The following is a 21284-nucleotide window of genomic DNA, read 5'->3' on the forward strand; positions in this document are numbered from 1 at the left end:
TCTTCTCCGCAATTTGCCGGCGCGCCTCGCGCGCCGGTCAGATCAGGTAGCCAACAGGTAGCCAAGATGGACATGCAAGAAACCACGGCAGCATGCCGGGACGCCTTCGCCGAACTAGCGTCGGCGGCGTGCACCCACGACCCGTATCCGTTCATGCGGTGGTTGCGCGAGCACGATCCGGTGCATCGCGCGGCGTCGGGGCTCTTTCTGTTGAGCCGCCACGCCGACATCTACTGGGCGTTCAAGGCCACGGGCGATGCGTTTCGGGCGCCGGCGCCGGGCGAACTGGCGCGCTATTTCCCGCGTGTGGCGACCAGCCTATCGCTCAATCTGCTGGCGTCCACGCTAGCGATGAAGGACCCACCGACGCATACGCGTCTGCGCCGGCTGATCTCGCGCGATTTCACCATGCGCCAGATCGATAACCTGCGGCCGAGCATCGCGCGCATCGTCGCTGCGCGCCTGGACGGCATGGCGCCCGCGCTGGAGCGCGGGGAGGCGGTGGACCTGCATCGGGAATTCGCGCTGGCCTTGCCCGTGTTGGTCTCCGCTGAACTGTTCGGCATGCCCCCGGACGACATGTTCGGGCTCGCCGCCGGTATCGGCGCCATTCTGGAAGGCCTGCGCCCGCACGCCAGCGATCCCCAGCTCGCCGCGGCGGACGCGGCCAGCGCCAGGGTGCTGGCCTACTTCGGCGACCTCATACCGCGCAAGCGCGCCGATCCCCGCCACGACATCGTGTCGATGCTGGTCGGCGCACAAGACGACGATGCCGACACGCTGTCGGATGCGGAGTTGATCAGCATGTTGTGGGGCATGCTGCTGGGCGGCTTCGCCACCACTGCTGCGGCCATCGACCATGCGGTCCTGGCGATGCTGGCGTATCCCAAACAGCGGCACTGGCTGCAGGGAGACGCCGTGGGGGTGAAGGCATTCGTCGAAGAAGTCCTGCGCTGCGACGCGCCCGTTATGTTCAGCTCCATTCCGCGTATCGCCCAGCGCGACATCGAACTGGGCGGCGCGGTGATCCCGAAGAACGCGGACGTGCGCGTGCTGGTCGCGGCCGGCAATCGCGACCCGGACGCCTTCGCCGATCCCGACCGCTTCGATCCCGCGCGATTCTACGGCACCAGTCCTGGCATGTCGACCGACGGGAAGATCATGCTGAGCTTCGGCCACGGCATCCACTTCTGCCTCGGTGCGCAACTGGCCCGGGTGCAGTTGGCCGAGAGCCTGCCGCGGATCCAGGCGCGCTTCCCCACACTGGCATTGGCCGAGCAGCCGACCCGGGAGCCGTCCGCGTTCCTTAGGACGTTCCGCGCGCTGTCGGTGCGGCTGCAAGCGCGGGGGGGCTGAGATGCGCGTCGTGGTCGACCAGGATCTGTGCGGAACCACCGGGCAGTGCGTGCTGACGCTGCCGGGCACCTTTCGCCAGCGCGACCCGGACGGCGTGGCCGAAGTGTGCGTAGCGACGGTCCCGCAGGCGCTGCACGCCGCCGTGCGGCGCGCGGCCAGCCAGTGCCCGGTCGCCGCCATTCGGGTCATCGAAAGCGACGCTGGCGATGACCAGCGACCCTGCGCCGACCCTGCGCCTTCTCCGGCGGAGGCCGAGCGGCATGCCGCGAAAGACCAACGCAATCCAGGAGGACACGATGGGGCGGTTTGAAGGCAAGGTGGCCGTGGGCGGCAGAGTGGTGGTACCTGCCGCCGAATCGGCGCCGCGCTGCTGATGGACATGCTGCTCAACCCGCTGGACCGTCGGCACCGGCTGCGGTACGATATCCCGGTCGTGCCCGGCGCTTTCCCCTTGGTCGGGCATCTTCCCGCCATCGTCTGCGACTTGCCGCGCCTGCTGCTGCGCGCGGAACGGACGCTGGGCAGCTGCTTCTGGCTGGATTTCGGCCCTGCCGGACACCAGATGACCTGCGTGGATCCGGATGCGTTCGCATTGCTCCGGCACAAGGACGTGTCCTCGGCGCTGATCGAAGAGATCGCGCCCGAATTGCTTGGCGGAACGTTGGTCGCCCAGGACGGCGGCGCGCACCGGCAGGCGCGCGATGCGATCAAAGCGGCGTTCCTGCCCAAGGGGCTGACCGAGGCCGGCATCGGCGACCTGTTCGCGCCCGTCATCCGGGCGCGGGTGCAGGCGTGGCGCGACCGCGGCGACGTAACCATCCTGCGCGAAACCAGCGACCTGTCACTCACGCTCATCTTCAGACTCATGGGAATCCCCGCGCAGGACCTGCCGGGATGGCATCGCAAGTACCGGCAACTGCTGCAGTTGATCGTCGCGCCCCGGGTCGACCTGCCCGGACTGCCCTTGCGGCGCGGCCGCGCCGCCCGCGACTGGATCGACGCGCAGCTGCGCCAGTTCGTCCGCGACGCGCGCGCGCATACCGCGCGCACCGGGTTGATCAACGACATGGTGAGCGCCTTCGATCGCAGCGACGATGCGCTCTCCGATGACGTGCTGGTCGCCAATATCCGCTTGCTGCTGCTTGGCGGTCACGACACCACCGCCTCGACGATGGCCTGGATGGTGATCGAGTTGGCGCGGCAGCCTGTGCTGTGGAACGCCCTGGTCGAGGAGGCGAAACGCGTGGGCGCGGTGCCGACCCGGCACGCGGACCTGGCGCAGTGTCCGGTCGCCGAGGCGCTGTTCCGCGAGACGCTGCGCGTGCATCCGGCGACCACGCTCCTGCCGCGTCGCGCGCTGCAGGAATTGCAACTCGGCCAACGGCGCATTCCCGCGGGCACCCATCTGTGCATCCCGCTGCTGCATTTCTCGACATCGGCGCTGCTGCACGAGGCGCCTGATCAGTTCCGCCTGGCGCGGTGGCTGCAACGCACGGAGCCGATCCGGCCGGTGGACATGCTGCAGTTCGGTACCGGCCCACACGTCTGCATCGGCTATCACTTGGTATGGCTGGAACTGGTGCAGTTCTGCATCGCCTTGGCGCTGACCATGCACAAGGCCGGGGTGCGGCCGCGGTTGCTGAGCGGCGTCGAAAAAGGCCGGCGCTATTACCCGACCGCACATCCGTCCATGACAATCCGCATCGGATTCTCATGAGCTGGGATCGCATGCCCCGTGTGGCGAGGCAGCGGCGCCGGCGACGCGCGGCATTGCTGCACTCGGTGCGACGCCGGCAACACCGCGGCGGCTTGGGGCTCGCCGTGGCCGTTTCAGGTACCAAGGAGATGAACAACATGCAGACTGGTTCCACGCTACACGACGACCGAACTGGCGTTTCCGCGCTCGGCGGATTGGGCGCGCATGCACCCGGCAGGCTGCTGCCGGAGATCTGGATGCAGGACGGCGCAAAGCGGGTCGAACAGGCGATGGCGCGTCTTCTCTGCGCCGAACACGACGGTGAGACCGAGCTGATGGCGGCGATGCGCTACGCCACCTTGCATGGCGGGAAGCGCACCCGCGCCTTGCTCTGTCTGGCTGCCGGCGCACTGGCCGACACGCCGGTGCACATGCTCGACGACGTCGGCGCCGCCATCGAAATGATGCACGCCTGTACCCTGGTCCACGACGACCTGCCCGCGATGGACGACGACGTGCTTCGCCGCGACCTTCCGACCGTGCACGTCAAGTTCGGCGAAGCCACTGCGATCCTGGTCGGCGATGCGCTGCAGGCGCACGCCTTCCTGACCCTGGCGAGCCTGGATGCGCCGGGCGACAACCGTATCGCGCTCGTGCGCGAACTGGCGCAGGCGGTGTCCGCCGAGGGTGCCGCAGGCGGGCAGGCCATGGATCTGTCGCTGGTCGGAAAGCACGTCGAGCTGGACAGGATCGTGGCGATGCACCGGATGAAGAGCGGAGCGCTAGTGCGCGCGTCCGTTCGCATGGGCGCGCTATGCGCCATCGCGGAGGATGCCGCGCACGCTGCGCTGTACTGTGCGCTCGATCGCTACACCGCCTGTTTCGGCCTGGCGTTGCAGGTGGTCGACGACATTCTCGACGCGACAGCGGATACCGCGACGCTGGGCAAGACCCCCGGCAAGGACGCGGCGGCGCAGAAGCCGACCTGCGCGTCGATCATGGGGCTGCAGGCAGCTCGCCACTTCGCGCTGGATTTGTTGCGCGACGCCGGGGAGGCCATCGCCCCGTTGGGGCCGCGTGCGGAACGGTTGGCGCAGATGCTGCAGCGGGCCAACGCGTATCTGTTCAAGCACGCGCCATGCGCGTGATCGCGCCCGTCCGCATGGAGTCGCGCCTGTGCCGCTGCGATCGGCCGGCGGCTGCATGCTGCACTGTGTCCGAGTCCGCGGCGCCGATCGCAGCGGTTGCCCAGCACGGCCGTGGCGCGCTGCGCGCAAGCCTATGCGGCGGACCGACATCGGGCGCGTCGCCGCGCCGGAGCAGGGCGGCCGTCCGGCGCTGCCCATGCGCCGGGCCTGCGGTGACGTGCGCGGCGTCTGCCCGATCCTGGTTCTCGTCAACCGTCTGCAGAAGGAACATCCCGCGTGAACTCGCTGTCCGAACAGATCCTTTCCGAATTGCGCCACCTGCTGAGCGAGATGAGCGACGGCGGCAGCGTCGGTCCGTCCGTTTACGACACGGCGCGAGCTCTGCAGTTCCACGGCAACGCCGCTGGTCGGCAGGACGCATACGCGTGGCTTATCGCACAGCAACAGGCCGATGGCGGATGGGGAAGCGCGGACTTCCCGCTGTTCCGCCATGCGCCCACGTGGGCGGCGTTGCTGGCATTGCAGTGTGCCGATCCTCTTCCCGGCGCTGCCGACGCAGTCCAGGCTGCAATCCGGTTCCTCGAGCGCCAGCCCGATCCCTACGCGCATGCGGTGCCGGAAGACGCGCCGATCGGCGCGGAGTTGATCCTGCCGCAGTTGTGCGGCGAGGCCGCATCCTTGCTGGGCGGCGTGGCGTTTCCGCGCCACCGGGCGCTCTTGCCGTTGCGGCAAGCGTGCCTGGTCAAGCTGAGGGCGGTGGCGACGTTCCCGAGCGGCCATCCGTTGCTGCACTCCTGGGAAGCCTGGGGGACGTCGCCGACCACCGCATGCCCGGATGATGACGGCAGCATCGGCATCAGTCCGGCGGCCACCGCCGCGTGGCGTGCGCACGCCGTGACACAGGGGAGCACGCCGCAGGTCGGGCGTGCCGACGCGTATCTGCAGGCGGCATCGCGGGCGACGCGCAGCGGCATCGAAGGTGTCGTTCCCAACGTCTGGCCGATCAATGTGTTCGAGCTATGCTGGTCGCTGTACACCCTGCATCTGGCTGGACTGTTCGCGCATCCCGTGCTCGCCGAGGCGGTGCGCGTGATCGTCGCGCAGCTCGACGCTCGCCTGGGCGTGCGCGGTCTAGGCCCGGCCTTGCACTTCGCGGCAGATGCGGACGACACCGCCGTTGCGTTGTGCGTCCTGCGCCTTGCAGGCCGCGACCCGGCGGTCGATGCGTTGCGCCATTTCGAAATCGGCGAGCTGTTCGTCACCTTCCCCGGCGAGCGCAATGCCTCGGTGTCGACCAACATCCACGCCCTGCATGCGTTGCGACTGTTGGGAAAGCCCGCCACCGGCACCAGCGCCTACGTCGAGGCCAATCGCAACGCGCACGGTTTATGGGACAACGAAAAATGGCACGTTTCGTGGCTGTATCCCACCGCGCATGCGGTCGCTGCGCTGGCGCAAGGCAAGCCCCAGTGGCGCGACGACCGCGCGCTGGCGGCGCTGCTGCAGGCGCAGCGCGACGACGGTGGCTGGGGCGCCGGTCGCGCGTCTACATTCGAGGAAACCGCCTATGCGCTGTTCGCGTTGTACGTGATGGACGGGAGCGAAGAGCCGACAGGGCGCAGGCGCATCGCGCAGGCGGTGGCGCATGCGCTGGAGTGGATGCTCGCCCGCCATGCGCATGCATTGCCGCAGACGCCGCTGTGGATCGGCAAGGAACTGTATTGCCCCACCCGGGTCGTGCGCGTGGCCGAACTCGCCGGGTTGTGGCTGGCGCTCCGTTGGGGGCGGCGCGTCCTGGCCGAGGGAGCAGGAGCGGCGCCATGATCCAGACCGAACGCGCGCTGCAGCAGGTGCTGGAGTGGGGGCATTCCCTGACCGGGTTCGCCGACGAGCACGCCGTGGAAGCGGTCAGGGGCGGCCAGTACATCCTGCAGCGCATCCACACGAGCCTGCGCGACACCAGCGCCCGCATCGGCCGCGATCCGCAGGACGAAACGCTGATCGTGGCGTTCTATCGCGAACTGGCGCTGCTGTTCTGGCTCGACGATTGCAACGACCTTGGCCTGATCGCGCCGGAACAGCTCGCCGCGGTGGAGCAGGCGCTGGGGCAGGGCGAGCCCTGCGCGCTCCCCGGATTCGAGGGCTGCGCTGTGCTGCGCGCTTCGCTGGCCGCGCTCGCCTACGATCGCCGCGACTATGCTCAGCTTCTCGACGATACCCGGTGCTACTGCGCGGCGCTGCGCGCCGGACACGCGCAGGCGGCAGGGGCGGAACGCTGGTCCTACGCCGAGTACCTGCACAACGGCATCAATTCAATCGCCTACACGAACGTATTCTGTTGCCTGTCGTTGCTGTGGGGGCTGGACATGGCGACCTTGCGTGCGCGTCCGGCGTTTCGCCAGGTCCTGCGGCTCATCTCCGCGATAGGGCGCCTGCAGAACGATCTGCATGGACGCGACAAGGACAGGTCGGCCGGCGAGGCCGACAACGCGGTAATCCTGCTGCTGCAGCGCTATCCGGCTATGCCTGTGGTGGAGTTCCTCAACGACGAGCTGACCGGCCATACGCGCATGCTGCATCGGGTGATGGCGGAAGAACGCTTTCCCGCGCCGTGGGGACCGTTGATCGAGACCATGGCGGCCATCCGCGCGCAGTACTACCAGACCTCGACCAGCCGCTACCGCAGCGACGCTGCGGGGGGAGGCCAGCGTGCGCCGGCCTGAACGCGCGGCAGGGCGGCGGCGTGCGCGCGCTGCCGTCGGTCCGCTCCGACGCAACGCCGTCGCCCGATGCGACGGATGGAGCGAGCATGAGCGACGCCGCCCTGAGCCAGCGCAAGGACGACCATCTGGACATCGTGCTGGATCGGCGAACGGCGCCGGCCACGGTCGCCGCCGGCTGGGAGTACATCCGTTTCGAACCTGCGCATTGCGCGGGTTGGACCTGACGCAGATCGACCTGCGCGCCTCGCTTCTGGGCAAGACCATGCGCGCGCCGCTGCTGATCAGCTCCATGACCGGCGGCATGCCACGCGTCGAGGCCATCAACCGGCATCTGGGCGAGACAGCGCAAGCCTTGGGGATCGCCATGTGCGTCGGTTCGCAGCGCGTGAGCCTGCAATCCCGCAACTCCCAGGGGCTAACGCGCGCGCTGCGCCGCCTGGCCCCAGACGTCCCCCTTGCTGGCCAATAACGGCGCCGCGCAACTGCGCGAGGCCGACAGCCTGGACCTGGCGCGCCGGGCGGTGGATGCCGATGGACTCATCGTCCATCTCAATCCGCTGCAGGAAGCCGTACAGCCGGAGGGCGACCGCGACTGGCGCGGCGTCCTGGCGCAGATCGCTCGCGCAGCGTGGGCGTGCCGATCGTGGCCAAGGAAGTGGGGTCGGGCCTCTCCGCCTCGGTGGCCTGAGCGCTCGTCGAGGCGGGCGTGGCGGTGATCGATGTCGCCGGCGCCGGCGGCACCAGTTGGGCCGTGGTGGAGGGCCCAGCGCGCCCGCGATGCCGCCGACGGTGGCGATGGCGTTCGCCGATTGGGGGATTCCGACCCCGGCCAGCGTGCAGGCGGTACGTCGGGCCAACGGTGAAGCTGATCGCGGGCGGGATCCGCGGCGGCGTCGACGTGGCCAAGGCCATCCGCCTGCGCGGACATCGCCGGGCAGGCGGCCGGCGTGCTGCGCGCGGCTACGGTTTCCACTGAGGCGGTTGTCGCGCATTTCGAGATCGTCATCCGCCAGTTGGCCGTCGCCTGCTTCTGCACCGGCTCGGCTGATCTGGCGGCGTTGCGTCAGGCGCGCTTGTTGCCAGCGGTGCATCTGCCCGCCGGTTGATGCCGGCGTCGCCCGCACGTGGCGGCGGGCGCCTAAAGCATTTCATTGCTTAACTGAATCGGAGGGGATTGAACTAAGCCGCTGCCGCGGCGTAGGGGGCAAGGTGGCATAGATCGCCTCCTGGCTGAGAGGATGTGGGTGTTGGAGCCCACCCCCTCAGACAGGAGTATCGAGATGGCCGATTTGAGCCCTCTTCGCCGCCGCATGATCGAAGACATGACCGTCCGCAATCTGTCGCCGGCGACGCAAAGATCCTACATCAGCGCGGTTTCGAAGTTCAGCCGCTATTTTGGCCGATCGCCTGACCGGTTAGAGCTGGAAGACGTCCGCGCCTTCCAGGTGCATTTGGTCTCGACCGGCATCTCATGGCCGGCGCTGAACCAGATCGTCTGTGCGCTACGGTTTTTCTACGGCGTCACGCTCGGCGAGGCGCTCATCCCAGAGCGCATTCCCTATGCGCGAGAACCGCGCAAGCTGCCGGTCGTTCTCAGCGCCGACGAAGTGGTTCAGTTTCTTGAAGCGGTATCGAGCCTGAAGAGCCGCGCCGCGCTCACCACCGCCTATGCGGCCGGGCTCAGGGCCTCGGAGGTTGCGGGACTGCGGATCGAAGACATCGACAGCGCCCGCGGCGTCATCCAGGTGCGCCACGGCAAGGGCGCGAAGGATCGCAACGTGATGCTGTCGCCCCAGCTGCTGGGCATCCTGCGCACCTACTGGCGGCTCGCCCGGCCGCGGCTTTATCTGTTCCCTGGTCGTGACGAAGATCATCCGATCGATCAGACCGTGCTGCATGCCGCCTGCCGGTCGGCGGTGAAGGCTGCGGGCCTGACCAAGCAGCGTCACGCTGCACACGCTGCGCCACAGCTTCGCGACACATCTTCTCGAGAACGGAACCGATATCCGGATCATCCAGGTCTTGCTCGGGCACAATAATTTGTCGTCGACAGCGCGCTACACGCAGGTCGCCACCGATACGATCCGAGCGACGCAGAGCCCGCTCGATCGCCTGTCGCTGGAGGTGACGCCACCTGGATGACCCGCAGCGGGATGCGGGTCATGACCCGCTCCGACATCCGCTCCAACAGGCCCGCCATCGAGATTGCCGATATTCTGTGCCGGCATGGCGACGCCTATCGCCGTGTACATGCCGGTCATCTGGGGCGGGTCGAGCGGCGCGTGATGAGCGCGATCGTTGCGTGCCGGACCGAGGCGCTCGGCGGCCACATGCAGGCTTGCGACGACTGCGGCACGACACGCGTTGCCTATAATTCCTGCCGCAATCGGCACTGTCCGAAGTGTCAGGGGAGAGCCCGAGCCGCGTGGCTCGCCGCGCGTCAAGCCGACCTGCTTCCGGTTCCCTATTTCCACGTCGTCTTTACACTTCCCGCACCGATCGCCGCGATCGCTTTCCAGAACAAGGCCGTCGTCTATGCCATCCTGTTCAAGGCTGCCGCCGAGGCGATGACGACGCTCGCCGCCAATCCACGCCGGCTCGGCGGTGCGATCGGCGGCGTCGCCGTCCTCCACACCTGGGGACAGACGCTGATGCATCATCCCCACGTCCATTGCGTCGTTCCGGGTGGCGGCCTCTCGCCCGATGGTGCGCGCTGGACCGCTTGCCGACCGAACTTCTTCCTGGCCGTCAAACCGTTGTCCAGACTATTTCGCACACTTTTTCTCAAACGTCTGTCGGCAGCCTTCAACTCCGGTGCCTTGCGTTTCTTCGGCGATCTCGGAGCTCTGGCCGAGCCGGCTGCCTTTGCGGCCCACCTCGACGCCATGCGACGCATCAACTGGGTTGTTTACGCCAAGCGGCCCTTCGGCGGACCCGCACAGGTCCTGGCCTATCTCGGCCGCTACACCCATCGCGTCGCGATCGCCAACAGCCGGCTCGTCGCACTCGACGACGATCATGTCGCCTTCTCATGGAAGGACTATCGCCAAAACAGCGCGACAAAGATCATGAATCTCAAGCCCGATGAGTTCATTCGCCGTTTCCTGCTTCATACGCTGCCTGACGGCTTCCACCGCATCCGCCACTTCGGCTTCATGGCCAACCGCCATCGCGCTGCCAAGCTCGCCCTTTGCCGCGAACTTCTCGATCATGAGCGAACAGCCCCAAACGATGGCCAGCCGTCGCCTGTGGATTCGGAGGCTCAAACCTGGGCCGAGGTTCCTGCCTGTCCCGATTGTGGTGGCGTCATGCGCATCATTGAGCGCTTTCGACATAGCTTCAGACGCCCCAGCCCTCGAACATCACCGTTCCGATGCGACACATCGTGAGCCAAGTCATGTCGTGCACGACGATCATCATTCGTCATTTCGCTCCCAGCGTCTCGATCATCGCGGACGATGTCGAATCCGTGCTGTCACACTGCGCGACAACAACCGTCCGATGCAGCAAAAGGCCTATCGCGATCTCAGGCGAAGCGCGTCTGATCTCAACTCTTCCAGGATGCGCACTCCTGTGTCTCTGCCTCACGCGCCGAGCCAGCAGATCGGGCATGGCGATCTCGAACAATCCCCATAGCTGCAAAACCGCGAATAGCCTCCCGCGCCTTCGTTCAATCCGGCTTCAATGAGGTCGCGTCATAAGCGCCTGCCGCGCCCTCGCGTGAGCGCGACCTCACAGAACCCTCCAGATTCCGGTTTTTGGCGGTTTATGATTCAAGATGCTGACTGGATTGGAGGCCAGCATCGCATGACCCGACCTCTTTCCCTGGATCTTCGCGAGCGTGTGGTGGCGTCGGTTTTAGCGGGCGAGAGCTGCCGATCTGTGGCGGAACGGTTTGGTGTTGCGGTCTCGTCGGTTGTGAAGTGGTCACAGCGGCAGCGGGCGACCGGCTCGGTTGCGCCTGGCAAGATGGGCGGTCACCGCAAGCCCGTGCTTGATCCGCATCGTGCCTTCATTGTCGAGCGGATCACTCAGACGCCGCACCTGATGCTGCATGGTCTGAAGGCGGAACTGGCAGCTCGGGGGGCAAGGTCTCACACAACGCGGTCTGGCTGTTCCTGCGCCGGGAAGGACTGCGGTTCAAAAAAACACTGTTCGCCCTCGAACAAGCGCGCGCCGACGTCTCTCGTAGGCGCCAGCGTTGGCAATCCTGGCAGGCCGGACTTGATCCGGGCCGGCTGGAAGGCCATGCGAGCAGCCATCCGAAGTTTGCACATTCCCCGGCAAACGCCGGGTACGCTGGCTGAGCTTGCCCAACAGATCAATCCGCTCCTCCGGGGGGATAGGTTATTATGGTCGGTTCAGCCGTTCAGCGCTGTTCTCTCTGGTCGACTACGTCAATCAGAAGCTGAAGGCGTGGATCATGCGAAAGTACAGTAAGCGCTGTTCAGCGGCCACCTACCGGTTGACGGGGCGATCTGCGAGTCTGCGGTTTGTTTGAACCGTTAGGCTTAGAATGGACACAGTGCATGGTGCTATCACGGAGCCGGTGAGGCGGCTTGAGGTCTTCACTGGAGCCGGCCGTCGGCGGAAGTGGAGCGACGAGGACAAGGCGCGGATTGTTGCGGAGATCGTTGCGAGCGGCGACTCGGTCTGTTCGGTAGCCCGACGGCATGGATTGTCGCCGCAGCAGTTGTTTGGTTGGCGCCGTCAGTTGCGAGATGCTGCGGTCGATTATTCCGAAGAGCAAGAAGTAGAGTTTGTGCCGGCGGTGGTGGATGCCGTAGTGCCGGCGCCCGCTCTTGGCCGTGAGCGCAAAGCGGTGCGCTGCAAGGCCAAGACGGATTCCGGGATCATCGAGATCGAAGTTGACGGCATCACGATCCGGGCCGGTCGTGGTGCGGATACGACGATGATTGCGTCGATCGTCCAGACACTGAAGGCGAGCCGGTGATTGGTCCGTCGGGTGCGGTCCGGGTGATGGTGGCGACCAAACCGGTAGACTTCCGCAAGGGGATGGAAGGGCTTGCGACCCTGGTGCGCGAGAGCATGCGGGCAGACCCATTCTCGGGCGCTGTCTATGTGTTCCGGGCCAAGCGGGCGGATCGGATCAAGCTGGTGTTCTGGGACGGAACGGGTCTGTGTCTGTTCACCAAGAGGCTCGAGGATGGGATCTTCCGCTGGCCGAAGGTCGAGGACGGCGTGATGCGTCTGTCGGCGGCGCAATTGTCGGCGCTGCTGGAAGGACTCGACTGGCGCCTTGTGCATGAGGCGCGGGAGACGCCGGCGCCAACGCGAGCGGGATAGTTGTTGGCGGCACTGCGGCGAAGTGAATCAAGAGCGTGGGATGTGTCGCCAGATGGCGGCGAATATGCTCTGAATTGGGTGTGAGCGACGCCCTGCCTGACGATCCCGAGACGCTGAAAGCGATGCTGCTTGCGGAGCGGTGCGAGAGCGAACGGCTGCGTCAGATCATCAAGGAATTGCAGCGACATCGGTTTGGCCGGCGGGCAGAGACGCTGCCTGAAGATCAGATGCTGCTGGGCCTGGAAGACGTCGAGCAGGTCGCCGCATACAACGAGACGGCGCAGGACGTGAGCGCACCTGAAGGCCGTGAGGTGCAAGCCGGTAGGCGCCGCGTCAACCGTGGCGCCTTGCCGGCGCACCTGCCGCGGATCGAAGTCGTCGTCGACATCGAGGACAAGACCTGTCCCTGCTGCCAGGGCGAGTTACATCGGATCGGCGAGGATAGAAGCGAGCGGCTGGACTTGGTCCCGGCGCAGTTCCGGATCCTCGTGACCCGGCGTCCCAAATACGCCTGCCGCGCTTGCGAGGACGGTGTCATGCAGGCGCCGGCCCCGGCCCGGTTGATCGAGGGCGGACTGCCGACCGAAGCAACCGTCGCCCAGGTTCTGGTGTCCAAATATGCCGATCACCTGCCGCTCTATCGGCAGGCTCAGATTTACGCCCGCCAGGGCATTGAGCTCGATCGTTCGACGCTGGCGGACTGGGTGGGACAAGCAGCCTTCCACCTGCGTCCGTTGCATGAGCGCCTCCTCGGCAAGCTCAGGCGACGGCCAAAGCTGTTCGCCGACGAGACAACGATGCCGGTGCTCGATCCTGGCCGTGGGCGCACCAAGACCGGTCAGCTCTGGGCCTATGCAGCGGACGACCGGCCGCGGGGCGGTGCCGATCCGCCGGGCGTTCGCCTATGTCTATGCCCCCGATCGCAAAGCCGATCGGCTAATCGCCTATCTCGCAGGCTTCGAAGGGATCCTGCAGGTCGATGGCTATGCCGGCTATGGCAAGCTCGCCGAGCGTGGCGATGTCCAACTTGCGTTCTGCTGGTCGCACATGCGACGTAACTTCTATCGGCGAGTTCTACGCATCGAAAGGGACATCCGTGGTCGCGGCGCCGAGGAGCGCCGTCTCGTTCGGCAGCAGACAATCCGGGCGCTGGCGGAAGCCTTCGAGCGATGGCTCCGTGCAAAGCTCGCGTTGATCAGCCAAAAGGGCAAGTTGGCCGACGCCATTCGCTATGCGCTCTCACGCTGGGAGGGCCTGACGCGCTTCATCGACGACGGTCATATCGAGCTCGACAACAACACTGTCGAACGATCGATCCGTCCGATCACGCTGAACCGGAACAATGTGCTGTTCGCGGGCTCTGACGGTGGTGCCGAGCACTGGGCCATCATCGCATCACTGGTCGAAACCTGTAAGCTGAACGACGTCGATCCGCTTGCCTACTTGACCGACGCGCTCACCAGGATCGTCAACGGTCATCCGAATAACGAGATCGATCACCTGCTGCCGTAGGCCTATTGCCGTCACGACCTCAAAGCTGTGGCCTGAAAACAGCGCTTACAAAGTACAAGGGCTTCCGTACCCACAAAACCGGTGCTTCGCTGTTCTTGCGAAAGCTGGCTCGGAATAACGCGGAGCTGCTCGTACACTGGCAGTTCTTCGGAACGACCACGTTCACCTGACGGGAGCGGTGTGAACCGAGAGGTTCACGCACCGTTCTGCGAGAGGCCGGGGGTGAAAATCCCCCGGCCTACTCACCCCAGCGCCAACACCAAAATGGCGCGGCGTTACGGGCGCTCGCCACGCGGCGAGCTATGTCGTGCAGCTATCCCACACGGACATTGGAAGACGACGACATTCACCGCTGGATTGCGCTCCGACGGTCTGATCGCGCCGCTTGTTCTGGACGGTCCTTCTCCAAACTGAAAGCGCTGTTGCGGGCCGCCGCAGCGCGCACCATGCCCGATCTCTGGCAAGCAATCGCCAACGCTCTCAAACGCTTCTCACCCGAGGAATGTCAAAATTATCTCGTCGCAGCTGGCTACGACGCAACGTGATCGGAAAAAGCTCCAAGTGTTTTCAAAGTATTCCGGCCGCGCTTAAGGAACCCTTGATCGACCTATCCGGCAAACTTCGTGCTTACGCAGAATCGCCTCAAACCGCTCAAATCGCAGAGAGCGTGCCCGCACCATCGCGATTTGCAATCTTGATCCCCGCAACGGCAAGCGCACGCGCAAACGTTTCGTGGGGATAGTGATAATGTTTGAACTGCTCAATTCCATCAAGACGCTTCAGAAGCGCGTTTGCGCTAATGCGTTCTTCGCCAAACTCTCGATAAAGCTTTTCTATTATAGTTTGGCGTACTCTGGGGTCTGCATTCCGCAACGCGTCAACCAAATAGCCCCCTGGGCCTGTTTTTACTTCCGTGGACGTATAAGCGCCTGCAACTCTTACCGCCTCAATATGAGCCGTCATCGAAACGCGACATGTAGGGAACACCCATATATTTAGATCCGATAAGGCCAGGAGATAAAGTGCAGCGAAGAACGAAAAACATTTCTCTATATCTAAGATTTGCTCGGGGCGTCTGTCTGTCTCAGGGGTCGTTATTTCGTTCCATGTTGGCATGCCTATAATCAAGGGGCTCACGGGGGCATACGTTGTGCAAAGATACCTCGCGTGGTGGATGGTCGCCAACACGTCAAAGGCAACGTCTTTGTTTAGCCCAAGCATTGATCCCACCGAAAGATTTAGGCCTGCTTGGGCTGCTCGATCCTGACTCTGTAGCCTGAACAAGAAGCCATTACCATTCTTCACAATGCGGAACTCTTCGTCGATTCCGCAAGCTTTGGGCCCACTCGAGATATGATGATTATACACACTCTCATCATATGTCTCTTGCCACATTATCACTCCATCAGCGCCGCAGGCAGCTAGCGTCTGATATTGCCGCTCCGTAAGTGCCATCGTGCTAAACAACAGGTGACTAGCACCAGTTGGAAGACGAGATTTCAGCCTCCTTAGGAGAACTGGAAGAGCGCGGACAAATCGAATGTCATCGCCGCCGACCAGTTCGATATCCTGAACACCTTTCTCAAGCAAATATTGAGTTTGAATATCGGCGAGTTCTTCATCGATAGTTACGCGCCCCATCTGCGTGTTGTCGGCGCGCCATCCGCAAAAATCACAGTTAGACGCACATCGGTTAGTAACCTCCACGGGGGACATCGTGACAACGGAGCGACCATATTTCCGCACTCTAATTTTGGAGGAACAGTCAAGGACCATCGCCTTAATCTTCTCAAAATCAGGCGTGTTGATCGTCCCAATGAACTCGCCAACTTCCCTAGGGGACAGAGGGCGATGTTGCGTTTCCTCGAGGATGTAAGCTGCGTCCTTGAGAGTTGCTCCGACAGCCGCCGCGGACGTTGCGCGTAATTCATCAACTGGCACTTGGTACATTTATCTGGCCCTAATCGTTGCAGAATCGAATTCGACGGCAACAGAGCTGGTCCCGGTTGTTTGGACAGCGCCTCGCGAAAATTAAGTGGATTCCTGCCGGGTTATGCTGAAGGCGGGGCTTTACGATCTTGCTGTGGCGTTTTGCGGAGCCAGCTCTAACCTTCAATTTTCTTTCAGCCGTCCACTGTTGGCCTCCCGGGACCAAGTTCCTTGGCCACCGATCTGATCGAGCGGCCACCCGATGCAACCAGATCAACCGCTCGCAAGTTAGCAGTCTTTTTAGACATCGTCAGATCTTGATGCTGCACGGAGTCCAGCCCGAAAGGCTAGCGACATTTGACGGTACAACATCAGCATTGGATCGGGCTCCTACCTATTCTGGGCGCGACCGGATCAAGTCAGAGGGACAGGCGAGGGCTCTATCGCGCCGAGCAGGATGACAACCGACGCGACGGCTCACGCCGTTCAAGGAGCAATCTGTTGCGTGGTTTGAGCCTTGGCGATGTCGTCCGCCAACGTCGTCGCCCAGGCTCTCACGGCTGATCCTCGCCTCATTTTTTCTGGGACAGATCCAGAGTCCGGCCGGGGGTCCTTCATCTCCCGCGCTTATGTGAAGCACCTTCCCCTGCCAACCCTGCGCGAAGGCGACATCGTCATTCTCGACAACCTCGGAAGTCACAAGTCGAAAGCTGTCAGGCAGATGATCCAGGCTGCTCGCGCCAGGCTCTGGTGCCTGCCGCGATACTCGCCCGACCTCAACCCGATCGAATAGGCCTTCTCCAAGATCAAACACTGGATGCGGCAGGCTCAGAGGCGCACCGTCGAAGACACTTGGCGCCACATCGGTCACCTCGTTCAGGACATCCAGCCTCGCGAATGCGCAAACTACTTCGCAAACGCCGGTTATGCTTCAGTCAAGATGTGACACGCTCTAGTGACGGGCGAACCTAACGTATGAAGCCGGTTACCTCATGTTCTGTACAAGTTGATGCGGCTGTACATTGCAAAAGCGATCCTGACCGATAGTTGCTCGGACGAGAGACGCTGTCCATCCACTCGCTGGTCAGGCTACGAGCCAGCAAGGCGGGGCGTGCTTTACGCCCTGATCGCGTAGCGCGGGCGAGTGCGCGCGGCATTTTGTAGGTGATAAGCCGTCGCTGTCGCAATGCATACGCGCCTTGTCGCCAAGCCTCCAGCTGTTACGCGAGCGCGACATTAGGACGCAAAAGCGGGGCGCGTTTGCGTGCATAGCGATGGCCCAAATCCTGCTACGTGTCCGCCAACGGTGCTACAGGATGGGAGGCTGGCGTGGGTCTCGATCTGCCAGATGACGATATGGTCGGAGGTCTGTTGTCTGCAACACAGTCGGGTTGTCCCGTGCATGCCTGCCACGCCGGCGTCCACCGGGGAGAAAAGAAGGCGATGCTGCTGACCGGCGCCTCACGCGGGATCGGTCACGCCACTGCCAAGCTGTTTTCGCAGGCGGGCTGGCGGATCATTTCTTGCGCGCGCCAACCGTTCGATCGCGAGCGGTGCCCGTGGGAGTCAGGGAACGAGGATCATGTCCAAGTCGATCTTGGCAATCATCGAATGCTGCCGCGCGTGATCACCGAGGTCAAGAAACGGTTGGCGGGCGCACCGTTGCACGCGCTGGTGAACAATGCCGGCGTCTCGCCGAAATCGTCCAATGGTGGCCGGCTGACGTCGTTGACGACCTCACCCGAAACCTGGATGAGGGTGTTCCATCTCAATCTGATGGCTCCGATAATGCTGGCGCAAGGGTTGTTTGAGGAGCTGAGAGCTGCGTCAGGATCGATCGTCAACGTGACGTCCATCGCGGGCTCGCGTGTGCACCCATTTGCCGGCAGTGCGTATGCGACGTCGAAAGCTGCGCTTGCAAGTCTGACACGAGAAATGGCCCACGATTATGCGCCGCATGGCATTCGCGTGAATGCGATCGCACCCGGCGAAATACAGACGAGTATGTTGTCGCTCGACACGGAAGCGCGTCTCGTGCCAAGCATTCCGCTGCGCAGAGTGGGAACACCCGATGAAGTGGCCAAGGTCATCTTCTTCCTATGTTCGGATGCTGCAAGTTATGTCACCGGCGCCGAGGTGCCGATCAATGGTGGGCAACATCTTTGAAACGGCGAGGCCCAGCAAGGTAGCTGACTTGAACTGAAGTCGTGGAACTTGCGTTCACGCCGACGTTACGCACCCATTCCGCAAAAGCCGAGATCGAGGCCCTGTGAGTTACCCTCGTGCCATGAAAAGGTGTGACCCTTCTATGTCATCTCGTCAACACTTGGCGCTAGATCGAGCATGACATGCAAAGAAACGCTCGCAAACCCGCACAAGGTGCCAGGGGAGGCCGATCAGAACAACGGAGACCTCGTTATGCTGCATATCGCATCCACACGCGAAAGACCTAACTCACAGTCAGAGACGGAGCGCGAGGTCTCGGTCGAACCGCTGTGCGAGAGCGCCCTGACCGGCATCTTCGAAATATCAAGGGTGCTCACTGCACCTTGCCGGCTCGAAGTGACATTGGCCAAAGTGGTCGATCTTCTGCAATCGTTTGTGCAGATGCGACACGGCATCGTTTCACTCTTCGACGATGAAGGGATGCCGGACATCGCCGTGGGGGCCGGCTGGAGCGAGGGTAGTGACGAGCGCTACCGGATGCACTTGCCGCGGAAGGCGATCGATCAGATCGTCGCGACGGACACACCCCTGATCGCCGAGAATGTGGCAGTCGAGCCGGCGTTCAGCGCTGCGGACCTGCAGGTGCTCGGCGCCACAGACAGTATGCTGGTGTCATTCATCGGGGTTCCAATTCGTATTGATCCGAAAGTCGTGGGTACGCTGACGGTTGATCGTATTCGGGACGACAGGTCGAGCCAACTACTTGACTACGACGCGCGGCTGCTCGGCATGATCGCCAACCTGGTCGGGCAGACAGTTAAGCTGCATCGCCTGTTCGCCTGTGACCGCGAACGACTGATGGTGGAGAAAGACCGGCTGCATAAGCAACTGTCAGAGCTTAGACAGCCCGCAAGGGAGCGCAAGAAGGTGCCGATCCACGGGATCATCGGCGACAGCCCGGCGCTGCGCGGGCTGCTCGAGAAGATCGCGGTCGTCGCTAAATCGAACAGCACCGTTTTGCTTCGCGGTGAATCCGGTACTGGGAAGGAACTCGTAGCCAAGGCCATTCACGAGTTGTCGTTGCGTGCCAAGCGGCCCTTCATCAAGCTGAATTGCGCGGCGCTCCCTGAGACAGTTCTGGAGTCCGAATTGTTCGGTCACGAGAAGGGTGCCTTTACCGGCGCGTTCAGCGCGCGCAAAGGGCGCTTCGAGCTTGCTGACAAGGGCACGCTGTTTCTTGACGAGATCGGTGAAATTTCGGCCCCGTTCCAGGCGAAGTTGCTGCGCGTTCTGCAAGAGCAGGAGTTCGAGCGCGTCGGCAGTAACCAGACCATCAAGGTGGATGTTCGTGTCATAGCTGCGACCAATAGGAATCTTGAAGAGGCTGTGGCGAGGAGCGAGTTCCGCGCAGACCTATATTATCGCATCAGCGTAGTTCCCTTGATGCTGCCAACGCTGCGCGAAAGGCGAAGTGATATTCCGTTGCTTGCCAGCGAGTTTCTGAAAAATTTCAACAGCGAGAACTGCCGTACGCTGAGCTTTGAGGCGAGTGCGATCGATGTGCTGATGAACTGCGGATTTCCAGGAAATGTCCGCGAACTCGAAAATTGCATCCAGCGAACCGCGACCCTGGCCGCCGGGCCCTCGATCATGAGAAATGACTTTGCATGTTGCCATGGCCAGTGCCTTTCCGCGATGCTCTGGAAAAGTACATCGGATGAGATGACAGTCCAGCCTGCACCAACCATGCCAATGCCGGCGAGTCCTGTCACACCCGTGACTAAGGCGGACGCGCCGCTGCCGCCTGTTGGCAGCGAGTTGGCCTCACTGGGGCCTCCCGGCACAGTCCTCGTGAGCGGCGCGAAGATTGCCGATCGCGAACGGGTCATTGCCGCCATGGAAAAATCCGGTTGGGTTCAAGCAAAGGCAGCGCGCTTGCTCGGACTTACTCCGCGCCAGATCGGCTACGCGTTGAGGAAATACGGAATCGAGATCAAGCGATTTTGAGAAGGACACAAGAGCGGGAGCTGCGATCATCACATTGAGGCAAATAGCCGTGGCAGGTTAATCGTCGATGGTTTCGGGGGGGGGCTGGTCTACCCCTCCTCTGAGGACGGTCCTATCCACCGCAGGTTTTCATGATGGATAGAGACCCGGACCGGACTCGAGAGCTGTGAGGAGCATGAGCTCGCTCGACCGGGATAGAGGTCGGCTTGCGCTCGACGTGCAGAACACCACCGAGCGTCGATACGTTCGGTCGTCGTGGCGAGCGGCTTGGTTGATCCATAGTTCAACCGAGATATCAAGCCAACGCCGGCTCGGACGAATTGGATCCGCATCTTGATCGTCTGGAGCAAAACCCACCTCGTTGAGGAGGAACTCTCCCGGGCCGGCTCAATTGCCGATCACGTCGCTCGAACAGCCCTGTCGCAGTCGCGACGAGTGTCGACATTGCTTCGTCGGGAGCGTCGGGCGATATCGCCTGGCTCGCCTAAGCTTTTGTATTGTTGAGCTGATTCCGAAATCATGCGCGCTGGTACAACACTTGCTGTTCTTCTTCGCAGCTTGGGAATTTATGGAGCTGAACTGTGCACAATGTCGTCTGCATTAAACAAGTTCCCGATTCTGCACAGATCCGCGTGCACCCGGTCACCAATACGATCATGCGCCAGGGCGTGCCGACGATCATCAACCCATATGACCTTTTCGCGCTCGAGGCCGCACTGGAGCTGCGCGATCGGTTCGGCGGCAAAATAACCGTGCTTACAATGGGGCCGCCGTCGGCGGAAGACTCGCTCCGAAAAGCACTGACCTTTGGCGCCGATCGCGCGATACTGCTAACCGATCGTTGCTTTGCGGGCTCCGATACCCTGGCCACAACGTACGCACTGGCAACAGCCATTCGAAAGATCGACAAGGAATATGGCCGGCCAGATCTTATCTTTACCGGCAAGCAAACCATCGACGGCGATACTGCGCAGGTCGGGCCCGGCATCGCAAAGCGGCTAGGCGTGCTTCAGCTAACCTACGTCGCCAAGGTCAGGTCGCTTGATCTCGCCGCACGCACAATTGAGGCAGAGCGGCGCTCCGAAGGTGGGGTCCAGGTTCTGCACACCAGGCTGCCGTGCCTGATCACCATGCTGGAGGCGACCAACCAGATTCGTCGTGGCGCCATGGCGGATGCCTTGCGCGCTGCGCGCGCCCCGATCGTGAAATGGAGCGCCCAGGATGTCGGCGTCGAGGACGTCTCAAAATGCGGTCTTAGGGGCTCGCCGACTGTCGTCAAGCGGGTGTTCGCTCCGTCCGCCCGCGCTGAGAAGGCGGCACTGGTTGAAGCGGCCGAGCAACCAGCGCAAGCGCTGATCGACGCCATCTTCAAGCATCAACCGAAGCTAGAAGCCGAACTCGCGGCGTTAGCCCGCAATGCTTGATCTCAACTGCGTTACT

At 63.1% G+C, this 21284-nt stretch carries 17 protein-coding genes and 5 pseudogenes; 21 read left to right on the plus strand and 1 reads right to left on the minus strand.

All coding sequences use genetic code 11. The features are described from left to right. Positions 1-66: 66 nt before the first annotated feature. The 17 genes and pseudogenes from HU230_RS40755 to HU230_RS40830 all read left to right on the plus strand — a co-directional run. Positions 67-1356 (plus strand): cytochrome P450, encoded by a 1290-nt coding sequence (locus HU230_RS40755; RefSeq protein ID WP_176533542.1) that lies wholly within the window; start codon positions 67-69, stop codon positions 1354-1356. A 1-nt stretch (position 1357) separates the two neighbouring features. Further along, positions 1358-1666: a ferredoxin gene (locus HU230_RS40760; protein WP_173640810.1), complete on the plus strand. Its 309-nt coding sequence runs from the start codon at positions 1358-1360 to the stop codon at positions 1664-1666. A gap of 63 nt (positions 1667-1729) precedes the next feature. Then, positions 1730-3073 (plus strand): cytochrome P450, encoded by a 1344-nt coding sequence (locus tag HU230_RS40765; RefSeq protein ID WP_176533541.1) that lies wholly within the window; start codon positions 1730-1732, stop codon positions 3071-3073. 137 nt (positions 3074-3210) lie between these two features. Next, positions 3211-4200 (plus strand): polyprenyl synthetase family protein, encoded by a 990-nt coding sequence (locus HU230_RS40770; RefSeq protein ID WP_166104103.1) that lies wholly within the window; start codon positions 3211-3213, stop codon positions 4198-4200. Positions 4201-4228: 28 nt separating this feature from the next. After that, positions 4229-4480: a hypothetical protein gene (locus HU230_RS40775; protein WP_224944063.1), complete on the plus strand. Its 252-nt coding sequence runs from the start codon at positions 4229-4231 to the stop codon at positions 4478-4480. Then, positions 4477-6024: a hypothetical protein gene (locus tag HU230_RS40780; RefSeq protein WP_176533539.1), complete on the plus strand. Its 1548-nt coding sequence runs from the start codon at positions 4477-4479 to the stop codon at positions 6022-6024. The genes HU230_RS40775 and HU230_RS40780 overlap by 4 nt, the downstream gene beginning before the upstream one ends. After that, positions 6021-6923, plus strand: a complete 903-nt coding sequence (locus HU230_RS40785; protein ID WP_166104093.1) for a terpene synthase family protein — start codon at positions 6021-6023, stop codon at positions 6921-6923. Before HU230_RS40780 ends, HU230_RS40785 begins: the two co-directional genes overlap by 4 nt. Before the next feature lie 86 nt (positions 6924-7009). Beyond that, positions 7010-8029, plus strand: a pseudogene (gene fni / locus HU230_RS40790) (type 2 isopentenyl-diphosphate Delta-isomerase). Between the two features lie 174 nt (positions 8030-8203). Next, positions 8204-9065: pseudogene (locus tag HU230_RS40795) on the plus strand (tyrosine-type recombinase/integrase). Between the two features lie 20 nt (positions 9066-9085). Next, positions 9086-10312, plus strand: coding sequence for an IS91 family transposase (locus HU230_RS40800; protein ID WP_176533524.1), 1227 nt, complete (start codon positions 9086-9088; stop codon positions 10310-10312). A 418-nt stretch (positions 10313-10730) separates the two neighbouring features. Then, positions 10731-11164 (plus strand): annotated as a pseudogene (locus tag HU230_RS40805) (transposase); the annotation flags it as partial. 68 nt (positions 11165-11232) lie between these two features. After that, complete coding sequence (locus HU230_RS40810; protein WP_224924232.1) at positions 11233-11424, plus strand: group II intron maturase-specific domain-containing protein; 192 nt, start codon at positions 11233-11235, stop codon at positions 11422-11424. Between the two features lie 48 nt (positions 11425-11472). After that, the gene (tnpA, locus tag HU230_RS40815; protein WP_224944070.1) at positions 11473-11877 is read left to right on the plus strand and encodes an IS66-like element accessory protein TnpA; all 405 of its coding nucleotides are present in this window, start codon (positions 11473-11475) and stop codon (positions 11875-11877) included. Next, positions 11874-12230, plus strand: a complete 357-nt coding sequence (gene tnpB / locus HU230_RS40820; protein ID WP_176529006.1) for an IS66 family insertion sequence element accessory protein TnpB — start codon at positions 11874-11876, stop codon at positions 12228-12230. Before tnpA ends, tnpB begins: the two co-directional genes overlap by 4 nt. Before the next feature lie 122 nt (positions 12231-12352). Next, positions 12353-13288: an IS66 family transposase gene (tnpC, locus tag HU230_RS40825; protein ID WP_420840824.1), complete on the plus strand. Its 936-nt coding sequence runs from the start codon at positions 12353-12355 to the stop codon at positions 13286-13288. After that, positions 13170-13742, plus strand: coding sequence for an IS66 family transposase (tnpC, locus tag HU230_RS44270; protein ID WP_420840921.1), 573 nt, complete (start codon positions 13170-13172; stop codon positions 13740-13742). Before tnpC (HU230_RS40825) ends, tnpC (HU230_RS44270) begins: the two co-directional genes overlap by 119 nt. A gap of 249 nt (positions 13743-13991) precedes the next feature. Next, positions 13992-14287: pseudogene (locus tag HU230_RS40830) on the plus strand (IS630-like element ISSpo6 family transposase); the annotation flags it as partial. A gap of 106 nt (positions 14288-14393) precedes the next feature. Here HU230_RS40830 and HU230_RS40835 read toward each other — a convergent pair. Further along, the gene (locus tag HU230_RS40835) at positions 14394-15692 is read right to left on the minus strand and encodes a hypothetical protein (protein ID WP_176533537.1); all 1299 of its coding nucleotides are present in this window, start codon (positions 15690-15692) and stop codon (positions 14394-14396) included. Positions 15693-16296: 604 nt separating this feature from the next. Between HU230_RS40835 and HU230_RS40840 the strand changes: the two are divergent. The 4 genes and pseudogenes from HU230_RS40840 to HU230_RS40855 all read left to right on the plus strand — a co-directional run. Then, positions 16297-16617, plus strand: a pseudogene (locus HU230_RS40840) (transposase); the annotation flags it as partial. A 383-nt stretch (positions 16618-17000) separates the two neighbouring features. Beyond that, positions 17001-17837 carry an SDR family NAD(P)-dependent oxidoreductase gene (locus HU230_RS40845; RefSeq protein ID WP_176533536.1) on the plus strand — a complete coding sequence of 279 codons (837 nt, stop codon included), beginning with the start codon at positions 17001-17003 and terminating at the stop codon, positions 17835-17837. A gap of 252 nt (positions 17838-18089) precedes the next feature. Further along, on the plus strand, positions 18090-19844 hold the full coding sequence (gene nifA / locus HU230_RS40850; protein ID WP_176533535.1) for a nif-specific transcriptional activator NifA: 1755 nt from the start codon (positions 18090-18092) through the stop codon (positions 19842-19844). A 581-nt stretch (positions 19845-20425) separates the two neighbouring features. After that, positions 20426-21268, plus strand: coding sequence for an electron transfer flavoprotein subunit beta/FixA family protein (locus tag HU230_RS40855; RefSeq protein ID WP_176533534.1), 843 nt, complete (start codon positions 20426-20428; stop codon positions 21266-21268). The last annotated feature ends 16 nt before the right edge of the window (positions 21269-21284 follow it).

Source organism: Bradyrhizobium quebecense (assembly GCF_013373795.3).
GTDB lineage: Bacteria > Pseudomonadota > Alphaproteobacteria > Rhizobiales > Xanthobacteraceae > Bradyrhizobium > Bradyrhizobium quebecense.